Consider the following 14,270-nt stretch of genomic DNA (forward strand, 5'->3'; position numbering starts at 1 on the left):
GGGGTGCGCGGGCCGCCGCGGGGCGCCCCGGGCCTCACAGGTCCGGGGTCGCCTCGACGGTGCCGGCCGCGATGGCGGCGCCGAGCAGGGCGTGGTCCGCGGCGGTCCGGGCGCCGTAGCCGAGGGCGCCGTCGGCCACGGCCCGGGCGAAGGTCTCCGACCTGCCCAGATAGGCGGCGATGGCGATGCGGTCCCCGGAGCGGGCGTGCGCCCGGGCCAGCGCGGTCCCGCACAGGGCGGCGTAGCGGCGCAGCATGCCCGGGGTCATGGTGGGCACGTCCGCGGCGCCCTTCATGTCGCGGAACTGCCGGCCGTAGAACCTGCGGCCGGCCGGTCCGGTCATCCAGCCGAGGAAGATGTCCCCGGCCGCCTGGGTGAGCCGCTGCCCGGCGACCACCCGGTGGCCGTGGTGGCCGAACCGGCTGGCCGGGAGGTGGTTCTCCAGCACTGAGGGCCCGGCCTCCTTGATCTGGAGGAACAGCGGGTCCCGCTCGTCCCGGCCGGTCAGCAGCACGATGTAGCAGCGGGTGCCGACGCTGCCGACCCCGACGACCTTGCGGGCCGCGTCCACGTACCGGTAGCGGTCCAGCAGCAGTCGCCGTTCCTCCGGAAGGGTGGCCCGGTACTCCGCGAAGACGGTGTCCACGGCATCGGCCTCCGTCCCGCCGATCCGCTCCAGCAGCGGCGGGTCGGACACGATCCGGGGGCGGCCGTCCCGCATCTCGGTCAGCTTGTCCAGGGCCTGGAGGCTGGTGCGGCGCCGGGCCCGGGCCAGGTTCCGCTCCACCCGGCGGCGCAGCCGGGGCCGCCGGATCAGCGGGAGCACCGTGTCGGTGTCGGTGCGCTCGTACCAGACGGCGAGCTCCCCGTAGCCGGCCAGCCGGCGTACGGCCACCCGGTAGCCCTCCGCGGCGGCCAGCGCGGCCCGCCAGGCGCGGTCCTCCCCGTGCCCCTGCTCCAGGGCCGCCACCGCCACACTGGCGGCCAGCCGCTTCACGTCCCACTCGAAGGGGCCCGGCAGGGTCTCGTCGAAGTCGTTCAGGTCGAAGACCAGGGACCGCTCCGCCGAGCCGAACACCCCGAAGTTCATCAGATGGGCGTCCCCGCACAGCTGGACGGTCAGCCCGGTGTCCGGCGGGCCCGCCAGGTCCGCCGCCATCACCGCCGCCGAGCCCCGCAGGAAGGCGAACGGGGAGGCGGCCATCCGCCCGTAGCGGATCGGCAGCAGCTCGGGCACCCGGTCGGCGGCCTGCCGGCGCAGTACGTCGACGGGGTCGGGGCGGTCGGCGGGGGCGGTCCACTCGCGGTGCCCGGACCGGGGGGCGCGTTTGCGGGCCGCCCGGCCGTGTGCCGCCCGGGCGACCGGAGTGCTCCACAGCACCGGACTGCTCATCGACGGCCCTCCTCGCTCGACGCTTCCTCCCGGACGCTTCCCCCCAGCCTGGGTGCGCCGACCGCCCCGCGCACCTCGCACGGGGCGTTCGCGGGGCCGTTCGCGCGACGGCCGGCGGGACCCCGTCGGCGGACTCGTCGGCGGACCTGTGGGCGGACCCGTGGCCGGGCCCGTCAGCGGGCGACCCAGCCCCGTTCGTAGGCGTGCCAGCCCAACTGGAGCCGGGTGGTCACCCCGGCCAGCTCCATCAGCCCCTTCACCCGCCGCTGCACCGTCCGCAGGCCCAGGTCCAGCTGCTTCGCCGCGCTCGCGTCCGTCATCCCGGCCAGCAGCAGCGAGAGGATCTCCAGATCCGTCTCGTCCGGGCCGCCACCGGCCTCCTGGACCGCCCCGCCGGTCCCCAGCCGCAGCGGCAGCGCCTCCCGCCAGACCGCCTCGAACAGGCCCAGCAGGGACTCCAGCAGACCGGAGGCGTGCACCACCAGCGCCGCCGGATCCGCCTGCCGCCCGGTCAACGGCACCATGGCCAGACTGCGGTCGGCGATCACCAGCTTGGTCGGGACCCGGGGGACCACCCGGACCTGCTCCCCGCGGGCCAGCGCCCCCTGGGCCTCCCGCAGCCCACGGGGGTCGGTCAGCACCTCCCGTTCGATCACCACCCGGTAGGCGACCCCGCGGCCGGCCGCCCGGTCCTCCGCGTCGTTCTCCGTCCCGGTGACCACCTGCGGCCGGCCGGTGACCAGCGCGCACACCTCCTCCACCGCGCCCAGCTGGAGCTGGACGAACCGGTGCGCCACCGCGCTGGCCCCGGTGACCACCTCGACCAGGTCGTGGACGGCGGGTTCGGCGGCCTCCGCCCGGTACTCCTCCGCCAGCAGGGCGGCCGCCAGTTCCGCCTGCTCCAGCTCGTGCCGCTGCTGGGTGAGCAGCGCCCCCAGGGCCACTCCCGGCGGGGCGGCCACCCAGCGGCCCGGCCGGGCCGAGGACTGGGCCGCCAGTCCCTGCCGCTCCAGGTGCCGCAGGGCCCGTTCGGTCTGCGGCACCGGCAGGGTCAGCCGGTGGGCCAGATCGGGCACCTCCGCCGCGCCCAGCGCCACCAGCACCCGGTACGCCGACTCCTGGCCCTCGTCCAGACCTATCGCACCCAGCAACCCGACCACCTCGCTTCCATCACTTCCGTCACTTCAGCCACTGCCATCACTCTGACCCCACCGACTGGCGGGAAACGGCCACGGCGCAAACCCGCCGCGGACATCATCACCGCACTCCCCGGCACTCTGCCAAGGTGACGCCACCGCAGCACCACCGTTCACCGGCCGGAGCTCGCAGACGCGGCAACTTTGCCGCCCGATGCCGTAGTTGGCCGGAATTCACCTGGGGAGAGCGATGCGCCCGATATCGCGTACGGCACTCGGGGCGGCCACCGCCGCCGTCCTGGCCGTCACCGCCGTCGGCCCGTCGTCGGCACAGCCGAGCGACGCCACCGGAAAGCGACCACTGACCGGCAGCGCGGCCGCGGCGAGAACGCCCACCGCACCGGTCACCGTCACCCTGGTCACCGGTGACCGGATCCTGGTCTCCACCGACGCCGCCGGCCGCACCGCGGCCACCGCCATGCCCCGCGAGGACGGCTCCCAGCCCCTCGTCCAGACCCGGCAGTCCGGCAAGGACCTCTACGTCTACCCGGAAGGCGCGGTCAAGGCCCTCGCCGCCGGACTGGCCGACCACGAACTCTTCAACGTCACCGGACTCATCCGGCAGGGCTACGACGACGCCCACGCCCGGAAGATCCCGCTGATCGCCGTCTACGAGAACCCCGCAGCCCTCGCCCGCAGCGTCCCCGCCGCCCCGCGCGGCGCCGAACGCGCCCTCGTCCTCGACTCCATCGGCGCCGTGGCCCTCTCCGCCGACAAGGAGCGCGCCGCCGAGTTCTGGACCGACGCCACCGGCCCCCGCACCCGCACCGCCGCCCCGGCCGGCGGCATCCGCAAGCTCTGGCTGGACGGCCGCGTCCAGGCCAACCTGGAACGCTCCACCAAGCAGATCGGCGCCCCCGCCGCCTGGGCCGCCGGATACGACGGCAAGGGCACCAGGGTCGCCGTCCTCGACACCGGCACCGACCTCGAACACCCCGACCTCAAGGGCCGGGTCAGCGGATCGGAGAACTTCACCGACTCCGACACCGACACCGACCGCCAGGGCCACGGCACCCACACCATCTCCACCGTCGGCGGCTCCGGCGCCGCCAGCGGCGGAGCGAAGAAGGGCGTCGCCCCCGGCGCCGAACTCCTCTCCGGCAAGGTCCTCAACGACCAGGGATACGGCCTGGACTCCTGGATCATCGCCGGCATGGAATGGGCCGTCGACAACAAGGCCGACGTGGTCTCCATGAGCCTCGGCGACCCCTCCCGCACCGACTGCCAGGACCCCCTCGCCGCCGCCACCGAACAACTCTCCGCCCGCGGCACCCTGTTCGTGATCGCCGCCGGAAACTCCGGCCCCGGCAACAACACCGTCTCCTCGCCCGGCTGCGCCCCCTCCGCCCTCACCGTCGGAGCCGTGGACCGCGACGACAGCACCGCCTCCTTCTCCAGCCGCGGCCCGGCCGGACCCGAGCACACCCTCAAGCCCGAGATCGCCGCCCCCGGCGTCGGCATCTCGGCCGCCGCCGCGGGCGGCCGCGGGGTGTACGCCTACCAGGGCATGTCCGGCACCTCGATGGCCACCCCGCACGTCGCGGGAGCCGCCGCCATCCTCAAGCAGCGCCACCCCGACTGGACCGGCGCCCGGCTCAAGGCCGCACTCGTCGGCTCCGCGAACCCCGCCGTCCCCGGCGACGTCCGGGAGACCGGCGCCGGCCGGCTCGACGTGAAGGCCGCCATCGGCACCACCGTCACCAGCGCCCCCGCCGTCCAGGGCGGCACCTTCCACTGGCCGCAGGACCGCAGCGACCGCACCACCGTCCAGGTCCCGTACACCAACACCGGCCGCACCCCCGTCACCCTCGCCCTGTCCGTCCCCGAGGTCACCGGCAACGACGGCTCCACCATCCGCTCCACCGTCGCCCGACTGGACCGGCGCACCGTCACCGTCCCGGCCGGCGCCACCGCGCACGTCCCGCTCGCCCTCGACCCGGCCGCCCGGATCGACCGCGCCCAGTACGGGGACGTCACCGGCCGGATCCTCGCCACCGGCCCCGGCGGCATCCGCGTCTCCACCCCCTTCTCCCTCTACGTGGAGCCCCGCACCGTCACCCTCCGGGTCAAACTGATCGACCGGGCCGGCAAGCCCGCCGGCGGCCCGTCCTCCCTGGACGTCATCGGCACCGACGACTCCACCGGCGAACGCCGCTTCAACGAGGGCGCCGCCGACCAGCTCTACCGGGTCCGCCCCGGCGCCTACTTCCTCTCCGCCTTCGTCGGCACCCCCGACCCCGGCGAGGGCGCCGAACTCACCGACTCCCTCACCTACCTGGGCCGCCCCCAGGTCGAGGTCCGCGAGGACACCACCGTGGTCCTCGACGCCCGCCGCGCCGGCCGGCTGGACATCGCCGCCGACCGGCCCGTCGAAGCCCGCGGCACCACCCTGTCCTTCGCCCGCAGCTGGGACGACGTCTGGCTGCACGCCGGCACCGCCCAGGGCGGCCGCACCATCCGCGGCTACTACGCCTCCGTCGAAGGCCGCGCCTCCGACGGCGAGTTCGAGTTCGGCAGCTACTGGCGGGCCGGAGCCCCGCTCATCTCCGAACTGAAGCCGTCCGGCGGACCCGCCCTCCACCCGATCACCGCCTCCACCGCCAGCGACAACCTCGACGGCACCGGCAGCGCCCGCCTGGTCAACGCCGGCACCGGCACCCCCGAGGAACTCGCCGCCGCCGGCGCCGAAGGCGCCGTGGTCCTGGTCCGCACCGACGGATCCGGCGCCCTCCACCAGCAGGCCCAGGCCGCGAAGGAGGCCGGCGCCAAGGCACTCCTCGCCCACCGCGAGGCCCCCGGCCGCTGGACCGGCTCCACCGGCTACACGGGCGGCGCCCTGCCCGCCCTCACCATCGACCGCACCGAGGCGAAGACACTGCTCGGCCGACTGGCCGGCGGCAAGGTCACGCTCTCCTGGAAGGCCACCGCCCGCAGCCCGTACGTCTACAACCTGGAGCAGACGGAGACCGGCCAGATCCGCTCCGACCGCCTCTACCGGGTCCGCGACCGCGACCTGGGCACCGTACGCTCCACCTACCGGGCCATGGGCACCGCCGCCGACTACGTCGACCTGGTCGGCGCCTACCGCCCCATGGGCCACGCCGTGTTCTTCGGCTCCCTGGAGACCGTCGCCACCCCCGGCACCCGCACCGAGTACTACACCGCCGGCACCACCGCCTGGGACCACATGCTCTCCAGCAGCTTCCCCTGGGGCGAGTTCATGACCGACCGCCAGCGCACCTACACCCAGGGCAGCACCCGCACCGAGAGCTGGTACGACGGGGTCATCGCCCCCGTCGCCCCCCGCGACACGGCCGGCCGGCCCGTCCTGGCCGCCGAACGCCAGGGCAACCTGATCGGCTTCGCCGCCGCCATGTGGGGCGACAGCGGCCACTACGCCCAGCCCGGCAGCTTCGGCGACATCGGCGGACTCACGCTGCGCCGCGACGGCGAGCAGATCGGCGAAAGCGGCTACCCGTCCGGGGTGTTCGAGGTACCGGCCGAGGACGGCAGCTACGAACTCACCCAGACCATCGAGAAGATCGGCTCCCCGGCCCGGGTCTGGCAGCGGTCCCAGGGCGTCCGCACCAGCTGGACCTTCCGCTCCAAGGAGGACAAGTCGGTGTACTCGCAGCCGCTCCCGATCCTCTTCCCGGCCATCACCCTCCCCGAGGACGGCCTGAAGACGGTCCCCGCCACGGCCGCCGTCACCCTCGGCCTCGGCACCACCGGGCACGCCGGCTACACGCCGGGCGCCCTGAAGTCCGCGAAGCTCTCGTACTCCTACGACGGCGAGCACTGGACCCAGGCGAGGACCACCGAACGCGCCGGCCACTGGACCGCGGTCCTCGACCACGCCGGTGCCTCCGGCAAGCAGGTTTCGCTGAAGGTGGAGCTCACCGACGCGAAGGGCGCGTCCGTCACCCAGACGGTCGGACGCGCGTACGACGTCCGCTGATCCTGGCGGACCCGCCCGATCCGTGGGGGGTCGGGCGGTGAAGGTCCCGGCGGGCGGCGGCCCGCCGGGACCGCTTTTTACCGGGATTCCGGCATTCCACCCCTTCCCCGCCCCGATCCCGTCGAGACTGTGAACATGAGTCAGCAGGGCGACGCGGACCCACAGGACTGGTGGCAGCGTCTGTACGAGCCCCCCGGCCGGCCGGACGGCACGGCCCCCGCACCGGGCCCGGATTCACCACCGGGCCGAGACGAGGCTCCGGCCGGGGCCAGGGGCGGGTCGGCGGGCGATCCGCCGCCCGGAGCCCCTGGCGGGCGGGTGGGTACGGACCCGTCCACGGCACCCGGCGTCACGGACGGTTCGGCTTCCGGGCCGGGCGGGGGATACCCGCCTGAGTGGGGCGCCAGCTCCGACCCTTGGGCCGGGGCCCGGGGCGGGCCGGTGGGTACGGAGCCGTCCGAGGACGGGGGCGGGGGCGCGGGCATGAGCCCGGCTCAGGCCGAGAGCCGGGGAACGGCCACCGGTTGGCCGCCGGGGCAGGACGCCCCGTCGGCGGGCTCGGCCGGGGGCCCGGGGGCCCTCAGGGCCGCCGGGGCCCCGAATGGTCGTCCCGGGCCGGCCGAGGCCTTGGGTGAGGGGGTGGGCTCCGGACAGCCGCCCGCCCGGACCGCCGCGCCCGGCCTCCCGGGCCCCCGCACGGCCGAGCCCGCCGAGCCGGCCACCGTCCCGCCCGACACCCTGGACTCCCGCTACCTCCAGGCCACGGCCATCCTCGCCCCCCGAACCTCAACTCCGGCCTCAACTCCGGCCCCGGCTCCGGCTCCTGTTCCGGTGGCGGAACCCCCGACTCACCCGCCCTCCGCGGCGGGCCTGGTGCCGGCACCCCGTGACGCCTCGGCCGCCCCGCCGCCACCGGACGTCCCGGCCGGGGCCGCGCCCGCCGTGCCAGGTGCTCGCGACGGCGCCGGCGACGGCGGGGTCGGCACGGTGGATCCGCGCGCCCAGGTGGTGCCTCCGCTGCCCGACCGCCCGGCCCCCGGGGCGACCAGCTTCGTCCTCGGCGACCTCACGGTGCCGCCGGCCCAGCCGGAGGACCTGGAACCGGTCGACTGGCCCGACGAGATCGGCTCCGCCCCCGCCCCCGAGCCGCCGTCGCCGACCCGCCCCGGCCCACCCGCCCGAGGCGGGAGTCACCCCACCGGCCGCACCGGCACCCCCGACCCCCGGACCACCCCGCCGTACGACACCACCCCGACCCCCCACCCGGCTCCCACCACCGGACTCCGCCCCACACCGGACTCCGCCCCGACCTCCCCTCCGACCCCCACCGCCCCCGGACCGGCCCCCGGGTCCGGCCAACTGTCCGGACCCGGGCATGCGCCCGCACCGGGCTCCACATCGGCCGCTGCCCCCGGGCCCGCGCCGGGCACCCTGCCCGCATCGGACCCCGAGCCCGGGCTCGGCCGAGGGGCCGGTCCGGGGCATACGCCCGGATCGGGCTACGCGGCCGGAGCCGGTCCCGCGCCCGTACCGGGTCCGGCATCGGCGCCGGGCCACGTGCCCGTAGCGGGCATCGGGCCCGGCTTCGGCCAGGGGCCCGGATCCGCGCACGCGGCCGAACCGGGCCACAGGTCCGACCCCGAGCCCGTATCGGGCAACGACCGGGGCGCCGGTGCGGGACGCACGGGCCGCCTCGGGCCGGCAGCGGGCAGCGGGCCGGCAGCGGGCACCGCGTCCGCACGCGGCGACGCGCCCACACTCCGTCCTGCGCGGGCATCGGGACCCGCGCCCGCACCCGACTATGCGGCCGACCCGGGCCCCACCCCCGCATCGGGCCTTACGCCCGGCTCCGGTCCGTGGCCCGGTCCACGGGATACGCCCGCCCCCGGCCACGCGGCGGCCGACGGCCCCGCCCCCGTATCGGGCACCGGGCCCGCGCCCGCATCCGGCCTTGCGCCCGCACCGGGCCCCGCGCCCGCACCGGGCGGCGCATCAGGCTCCGGGGACGGGCCCGGAGGCGGGCCCGGGCTGGAGCCCGGACCGGGCTACGCGGCCGACGATGGCCTCGCGTCCGTATCCGGCGCCGGGCCCGCAGCGGGCACCACCTCCGCACCGGGCAACGTGCCCGGACCAGGCCAGGGGCCCGGTCCACGGGATACGCCCGCCCCTGGCCATGCGGCGGCCGACGCCCCCGCGCCCGCACCGGGCACCGGGGCCGGAGCCGGGTCGGGGCAGGGGCCCGCACCGGGCCCCGGGGCCGGCACTGGCCGCGAGGCCGCCGCCCGTCCCGCGCCCGCGCCGGGCCCCGCGCCGGGCACCGCACCGGCCCCGGCCCACACGGCCCCGCCCGCCCCCGGGGCCCGGCCGGGTGGTCAGGGGGACGGGGCGCGGCCCGAGGTGGGGTATCTGGGGGATCGGGCGCCGACGTATGCGGCCGAGCCCGGGGCGTTGCCGGTGGCCGATCCGGAGGGGTTGGACGGGCTGGTGCCCGATACGGTGCTGGACGGGGCCCGCTATGGCGGGACCGTGCTCCGGGCCGGGTCCGTCCGCGGGGATTCCGCGCGGTTCCGGGGCGAGGCCCGCCGGGACTTCCTGCTCACCGCCCGGTTCGGCACCGGCGAGGACTCGCTGCTGCTGGTGGCCGTGGCCGGCGGGGACCGGGCCGCGGAGGGGGCCCGGGAGGCCGCGGCCGAGCTGTGCCGCTGGGTGGGCGCGGCCGTCGGCCGCAGCCAGGAGCGGCTCGGCGCCGATATCCGGGCCGGCCGTCGCGACGCCCTCCGCTCCGGACTCCAGCGGCTCACCGACCGCGGCTACGGCCGCCTCCGCGCCCGCGCCGCCGAGCTCGGCTTCGACGAGTCCGAGTACACGGCCGGGCTCCGCTGTCTGCTGCTGCCCCTGGACCCCGAGTGCCGGATCCGGGTCGGCTTCGGCTGCGGTCCGGGCGGGTTGTTCCGGCTCCGCGCGGGCGAGTGGCAGGACCTGGAGGAGCAGCCGGGGCCCGGGCCCGCCCCCGGCCCCCTGAACAGCACAGGTGCCACAGGTGCCACAGGTGCCACAGGCGCCAGGTTCCGTTTCCGTGCCAGCCTGGCCCGCCCCGGCGACACCCTGCTGCTCTGCACGGCCGGGCTGGCCGAGCCGATGCGCGAGGAGGCGGTGCTGCCCGCCGAGCTGGCCGCCCGCTGGTCCGGCGCCGAGCCGCCCGGGCTGGCGGCCTTCCTCGCCGACGCGCAGCTCCGCCTCAAGGGCTACGCGGACGACCGTACGGCCGCCGCGCTCTGGGAGGCGTAACCGGACCGCACATGGGTTGATGGGAGGCGGACAGCCAGCCAGCGCGAGCGAAAGGGCGCCCCCTCCCATGGCCAAGCAGAACGTGGCGGAGCAGTTCGTGGAGATCCTGGTGCGGGCCGGGGTCCGCCGGATGTACGGGGTGGTGGGCGACAGCCTGAACCCGGTCGTCGACGCGATCCGCCGGACCGACGGCATCGACTGGATCCAGGTCCGGCACGAGGAGACGGCCGCCTTCGCGGCCGGTGCCGAGGCCCAGATCACCGGCCGGCTGGCGGTCTGCGCCGGTTCCTGCGGCCCCGGCAACCTGCATCTGATCAACGGCCTCTACGACGCCCATCGCTCGATGGCCCCGGTGCTCGCCCTCGCCTCGCACATCCCGTCCGGTGAGATCGGGCTCGGCTACTTCCAGGAGACCCACCCGGACCGGCTGTTCGCCGAGTGCAGCCACTACAGCGAGCTGATCTCCAACCCCCGCCAGATGCCCCGACTGCTGCGGACCGCGCTCCAGCACGCCATCGGCCGCGGCGGGGTCGGTGTGGTGGCCCTGCCCGGGGACGTGGCCTCCCAGCCCGCCCCGGAGCGGGCGGCGGAGCATCCGCTCGTCACGGCCCGGCCGGCGGTCCGCCCGGGGGAGGGGGAGATCGAGAAGCTGGTCCGGCTGATCGACGAGTCCGACAAGGTCACCCTGTTCTGCGGCAGCGGCACGGCGGGCGCGCACGCCGAGGTGATGGAGTTCGCCGAGCGGGTCAAGGCGCCCGTCGGCCACGCGTTGCGCGGCAAGGAGTGGATCCAGTACGACAATCCGTACGACGTGGGCATGAGCGGTCTGCTCGGCTACGGGGCCGCCTACGAGGCCACCCACGAGTGCGACCTGCTGGTCCTGCTGGGCACCGACTTCCCGTACAACGCCTTCCTGCCCGATGACGTGAAGATCGTCCAGGTGGACATCCGTCCGGAACACCTGGGCCGGCGCTGCCAGTTGGAGCTGGGCGTCTGGGGTGACGTACGGGAGACCCTGCGCGCCCTGAACACCCGGGTGCGGGCCAAGACCGACCGCAGGTTCCTGGACCGGATGCTGAGGAAGCACGCGGACGCCCTGGAGGGGGTGGTGAAGGCCTACACCCGCAAGGTGGAGAAGCACACCCCGATCCACCCCGAGTACGTGGCCTCGGTGCTCGACGAACTGGCGGCCGACGACGCGGTGTTCACCGTGGACACGGGGATGTGCAATGTCTGGGCGGCGCGCTATCTTTCGCCGAACGGCAGACGCCGCATCATCGGCTCCTTCAGCCACGGCTCGATGGCCAACGCCCTGCCGCAGGCCATCGGCGCCCAGTTCACCGACCGGGGCCGTCAAGTGGTGTCGATGTCCGGTGACGGCGGCTTCTCCATGCTGATGGGAGATTTCCTCACCCTGGTGCAGTACGACCTGCCCGTCAAAGTGGTCCTCTTCAACAACTCCTCGCTCGGCATGGTCGAGCTGGAAATGTTGGTTTCCGGCCTTCCTTCGTACGGAACGACGAACCGGAACCCGGATTTCGCGGCCATTGCCCGCGCGGCGGGCGCGTACGGGGTCCGGGTGGAGAAGCCCAAGCAGCTCAGACAGGCTCTGAAGGACGCGTTCCGGCACCCCGGACCTGCTCTGGTCGATGTGGTGACCGACCCCAACGCGCTGTCCATCCCGCCGAAGATCAGCGCGGAGATGGTGACCGGATTCGCACTGTCCGCCAGCAAGATCGTGCTCGACGGCGGGGTCGGCAGGATGGTCCAGATGGCTCGATCCAACCTGCGCAACGTGCCGCGTCCGTAACTCCGTTACAGGCGCGGAGGAGTGCGTTTCCGTCCGGCGGGAAGCATCCCGTAGGCCAGTTCGAAGGAGCGAGCGCATACGGGAGGTACATCGCCGTGCGGGTCGGGGCGAGGACCGAGATCACCTGGGCGGTGCGCCGGGCGGATCTGAAGGCGGTGGGCGAAGTCCGCAGAGGACTGCGGGAGATGCTCCGGAACAAGTGCCGGGCGGAGACCGCGGACATCGCGGAACTGCTGACCACGGAACTGGTGACCAATGCGCTGGTCCACACGGACCAGGGAGCGGAAGTGAGCGTCCGGTTCGCCGACACCCGGTTACGGGTGGAGGTCCGGGACGGCACCGCACGACGGCCCCGGCCGTACGTACCGATCGCCGACGACGGTACGCACGGCCGGGGGCTCATGCTGGTGCAGGCCCTCGCCGATGACTGGGGTGTGGATCCGGCGGCCGCCGGCAAGGTGGTGTGGTTCGAGATCGGTTTCAGCCGAACTGCTGTTCCAGGTCTTTGAGTTTGCGCTCCAGGGAGTCGAGTCGGGGAAGGGTCTGGGTGTCGTCCTCGGCGGTGAGGTCCACGGTCCGGGCCTCACCGTTCTCGGTTCCCTGCACGGCCTGCAGGGAGGGGCGCCGGCGTACGGGCAGCTGTCCCGGCTCGGGTATGGCGGGCTCCGCGCCGACCGGCGCGGAGCCCGATCCCGGGGCGAGTCCCGGTGCCTCGACCTGGCGGCCGCGGGCCCGGGGCAGGCCGAAGGCCCGGTGCTGCCGGCCCAGGGCCCTGATGTGGGCGCGTTCCCGCCGCTGGTGCTCGCGGCGGCGCACCCGCTCCTGCTCCTTCTCCCGCTTGTCCTCCCGCACCTCGTCCACCGCCTCGTCGAGGGTGCGGACCCCCTCCAGCAGCATCAGCGACCAGGCGCCGAAGGTCTCCCGGGGTGCCCGGAGCCAGCGGACGATCCGGATCTGCGGCAACGGGCGCGGTACCAGGCCCTGTTCGCGGAGCGCGGCCCGACGGGTCTGCTTGAGCGCCCGGTCGAACAGGACGGCCGCGGAGAGCGACATCCCGGCGAAGAACTGCGGGGCCCCGTCGTGGCCCAGCCCGCGCGGGGCGTGCACCCAGTTGAACCAGGCGGCCGCGCCCGCGAACATCCAGACCAGCAGCCGGGATCCGAGGGCGGCGTCCCCGTGGCTGGCCTCGCGGACGGCGAGCACCGAGCAGAACATGGCGGCGCCGTCGAGGCCGAAGGGGACCAGGTACTCCCAGCCGCCGTCCAGGTTGAGGTTCTGCCGGCCGAAGCCGACGAGCCCGTGGAAGGAGAGTGCCGCGGCGACCGCCGCGCAGCAGAACAGCAGTCCGTAGGAGGCGGTTCCGTAGATGGCCTCCTTGCGGCGCCGGCGCTCCTCGCTGCGCTCCCAGCTGTCCTCGGCGGCGGCCTTCTCACCGTCCCGCTTGCCCCTGGCGAGCACCGCGACCGCCGCCAGTACGCCGAGGATCAGCAGGCTGCCGGGCAGCACCCAGTCCAGCGATATGTCGGTCAGTCTCATCCGATGTCCCTTGCCTGAAGACTCGCGTCGTGTGAGCGGCTTTCCGGGCGCCATAGTGGCCGATCGCCCGAGGACGGCACGCGGGTTTCGGGGCAAGAGGACTCCCACGGGGTGCGGGGCCCTCCGGATAGGCGGTTGTGACTCGAACTCCCTTGCCAGTGAGAGGAGTTGTGTTCGACCAGAGTCACCCGTCAGGGAGGATTGGCCCGAGCGCGGCGGGTTCGCCCGGCTCAGCTGTCCCGGGTGCAGGTGCGGGGGCAGGAGGCGCAGGGGGCGTCGGGGCGGATGGTGTAGAAGAAGCAGCAGCTGATGCGGGTGCGGTCGGGGGAGGGGTCCTCGCCGGACGGGGGGCGGAAGCCGCTGGGGCCGGTGTACGGGGCGACCGGGCCGGGCAGCAGGAGGCCCAGTTCGGCCACCGCGCGGTCCTCCTCGCCGAACAGGCCGCCGAGGTACCAGAGGCCCTCGACCACGTCGTCGGTGAGCATTCCCCAGAGGGCCCGGCGGCCGCGCCGGGTGCGGGCGGCGAAGCCGGCGCGTACGGGTTCCAGGTGCTCGGCCACCGCGGCCAGCAGGTCGGCGCGTAGCGCGGCCTCGTCGGCCACCACCCGGGCGCCCGGCAGGTCCGCGGCCGGGTCGTCGGGCAGGCAGGCGAACTCCTCCACCCGGACGGCCATCCGGCCCAGGGTCCGGTGGTGGGAGACCCGGCCGGGCGGCAGCCGGGGGACCCGGCGCTCCAGGAACCAGGGCACCGTGAACAGCAGGCAGGCGGGCCAGGCGTACCGGTGGAGGCCGAATCCGGCCACCACGTCGGGGCGCCCGGGAGTGCCGTAGTCCCGGAGGACCTGGTCCTCGTCCCAGGCGAGGAAGGTGTCCACGGCCGCACCGCCGGCCGCCAGCTCGTCCGCGCCGACCCACCCCACACCGCGAGGGGAAGGGTCGTGCGCGGCGAGTTCGGTCACCTTCAGGTCCGGGTAGACCGAGGCCAGGCGGGCGTACGAAGCCGCCACCGGAGAGCCGGCCGGGGCGGTCGCGTACGGACGTGCGGCCATGACGGTCAAAGCGGACCACCGAATCACGCGATCGTTAACA

The 14,270-nt window shown here is 75.1% G+C and carries 7 protein-coding genes and 1 pseudogene; 4 read left to right on the forward strand and 4 right to left on the reverse strand.

Annotated elements, in window-relative coordinates; translation table 11 throughout:
* Nucleotides 1-34: 34 nt before the first annotated feature.
* Both ACZ50K_RS30780 and ACZ50K_RS30785 read right to left on the reverse strand, forming a co-directional pair.
* Nucleotides 35-1,393: a DUF2252 domain-containing protein gene (locus ACZ50K_RS30780; protein ID WP_468909023.1), complete on the reverse strand. Its 1,359-nt coding sequence runs from the start codon at nucleotides 1,391-1,393 to the stop codon at nucleotides 35-37.
* Between the two features lie 173 nt (nucleotides 1,394-1,566).
* Nucleotides 1,567-2,544 carry a helix-turn-helix domain-containing protein gene (locus ACZ50K_RS30785; protein WP_468909026.1) on the reverse strand — a complete coding sequence of 326 codons (978 nt, stop codon included), beginning with the start codon at nucleotides 2,542-2,544 and terminating at the stop codon, nucleotides 1,567-1,569.
* A gap of 235 nt (nucleotides 2,545-2,779) precedes the next feature.
* Here ACZ50K_RS30785 and ACZ50K_RS30790 point away from each other — a divergent pair, with 235 nt between their 5' ends.
* The 4 genes and pseudogenes from ACZ50K_RS30790 (at nucleotide 2,780) to ACZ50K_RS30805 (ending at nucleotide 12,154) form a co-directional block, all read left to right on the forward strand.
* On the forward strand, nucleotides 2,780-6,547 hold the full coding sequence (locus ACZ50K_RS30790; RefSeq protein WP_468909029.1) for a S8 family peptidase: 3,768 nt from the start codon (nucleotides 2,780-2,782) through the stop codon (nucleotides 6,545-6,547).
* Nucleotides 6,548-9,049: 2,502 nt separating this feature from the next.
* Nucleotides 9,050-9,835 (forward strand): annotated as a pseudogene (locus tag ACZ50K_RS30795) (protein phosphatase 2C domain-containing protein); the annotation flags it as partial.
* A 67-nt stretch (nucleotides 9,836-9,902) separates the two neighbouring features.
* Nucleotides 9,903-11,645: a pyruvate dehydrogenase gene (locus ACZ50K_RS30800; RefSeq protein WP_468909032.1), complete on the forward strand. Its 1,743-nt coding sequence runs from the start codon at nucleotides 9,903-9,905 to the stop codon at nucleotides 11,643-11,645.
* A gap of 131 nt (nucleotides 11,646-11,776) precedes the next feature.
* Nucleotides 11,777-12,154 carry an ATP-binding protein gene (locus ACZ50K_RS30805; RefSeq protein WP_468909108.1) on the forward strand — a complete coding sequence of 126 codons (378 nt, stop codon included), beginning with the start codon at nucleotides 11,777-11,779 and terminating at the stop codon, nucleotides 12,152-12,154.
* Here the strand turns inward: ACZ50K_RS30805 and ACZ50K_RS30810 are convergent.
* Together ACZ50K_RS30810 and ACZ50K_RS30815 are read right to left on the reverse strand one after the other, a co-directional pair.
* Nucleotides 12,126-13,181 carry a DUF2637 domain-containing protein gene (locus ACZ50K_RS30810; RefSeq protein ID WP_468909035.1) on the reverse strand — a complete coding sequence of 352 codons (1,056 nt, stop codon included), beginning with the start codon at nucleotides 13,179-13,181 and terminating at the stop codon, nucleotides 12,126-12,128. The genes ACZ50K_RS30805 and ACZ50K_RS30810 overlap by 29 nt on opposite strands.
* Before the next feature lie 230 nt (nucleotides 13,182-13,411).
* A complete protein-coding gene (locus tag ACZ50K_RS30815) occupies nucleotides 13,412-14,230 on the reverse strand; it encodes an iron-sulfur protein (RefSeq protein ID WP_468909038.1) in 819 nt (272 codons plus the stop codon).
* Nucleotides 14,231-14,270: the final 40 nt, after the last annotated feature.

It is taken from the genome of Streptomyces sp. NPDC033845, assembly GCF_055576225.1.

Excerpts from the sequence above, each read along its gene's own strand:
- ACZ50K_RS30780 (WP_468909023.1), bottom strand. The coding sequence starts at position 1,393 with ATGAGCAGTCCGGTGCTGTGGAGCACTCCGGTCGCCCGGGCGGCACAC.
- ACZ50K_RS30790 (WP_468909029.1), top strand. The coding sequence starts at position 2,780 with ATGCGCCCGATATCGCGTACGGCACTCGGGGCGGCCACCGCCGCCGTC.
- ACZ50K_RS30800 (WP_468909032.1), top strand. The coding sequence starts at position 9,903 with ATGGCCAAGCAGAACGTGGCGGAGCAGTTCGTGGAGATCCTGGTGCGG.
- ACZ50K_RS30810 (WP_468909035.1), bottom strand. The coding sequence starts at position 13,181 with ATGAGACTGACCGACATATCGCTGGACTGGGTGCTGCCCGGCAGCCTG.
- ACZ50K_RS30815 (WP_468909038.1), bottom strand. The coding sequence starts at position 14,230 with ATGGCCGCACGTCCGTACGCGACCGCCCCGGCCGGCTCTCCGGTGGCG.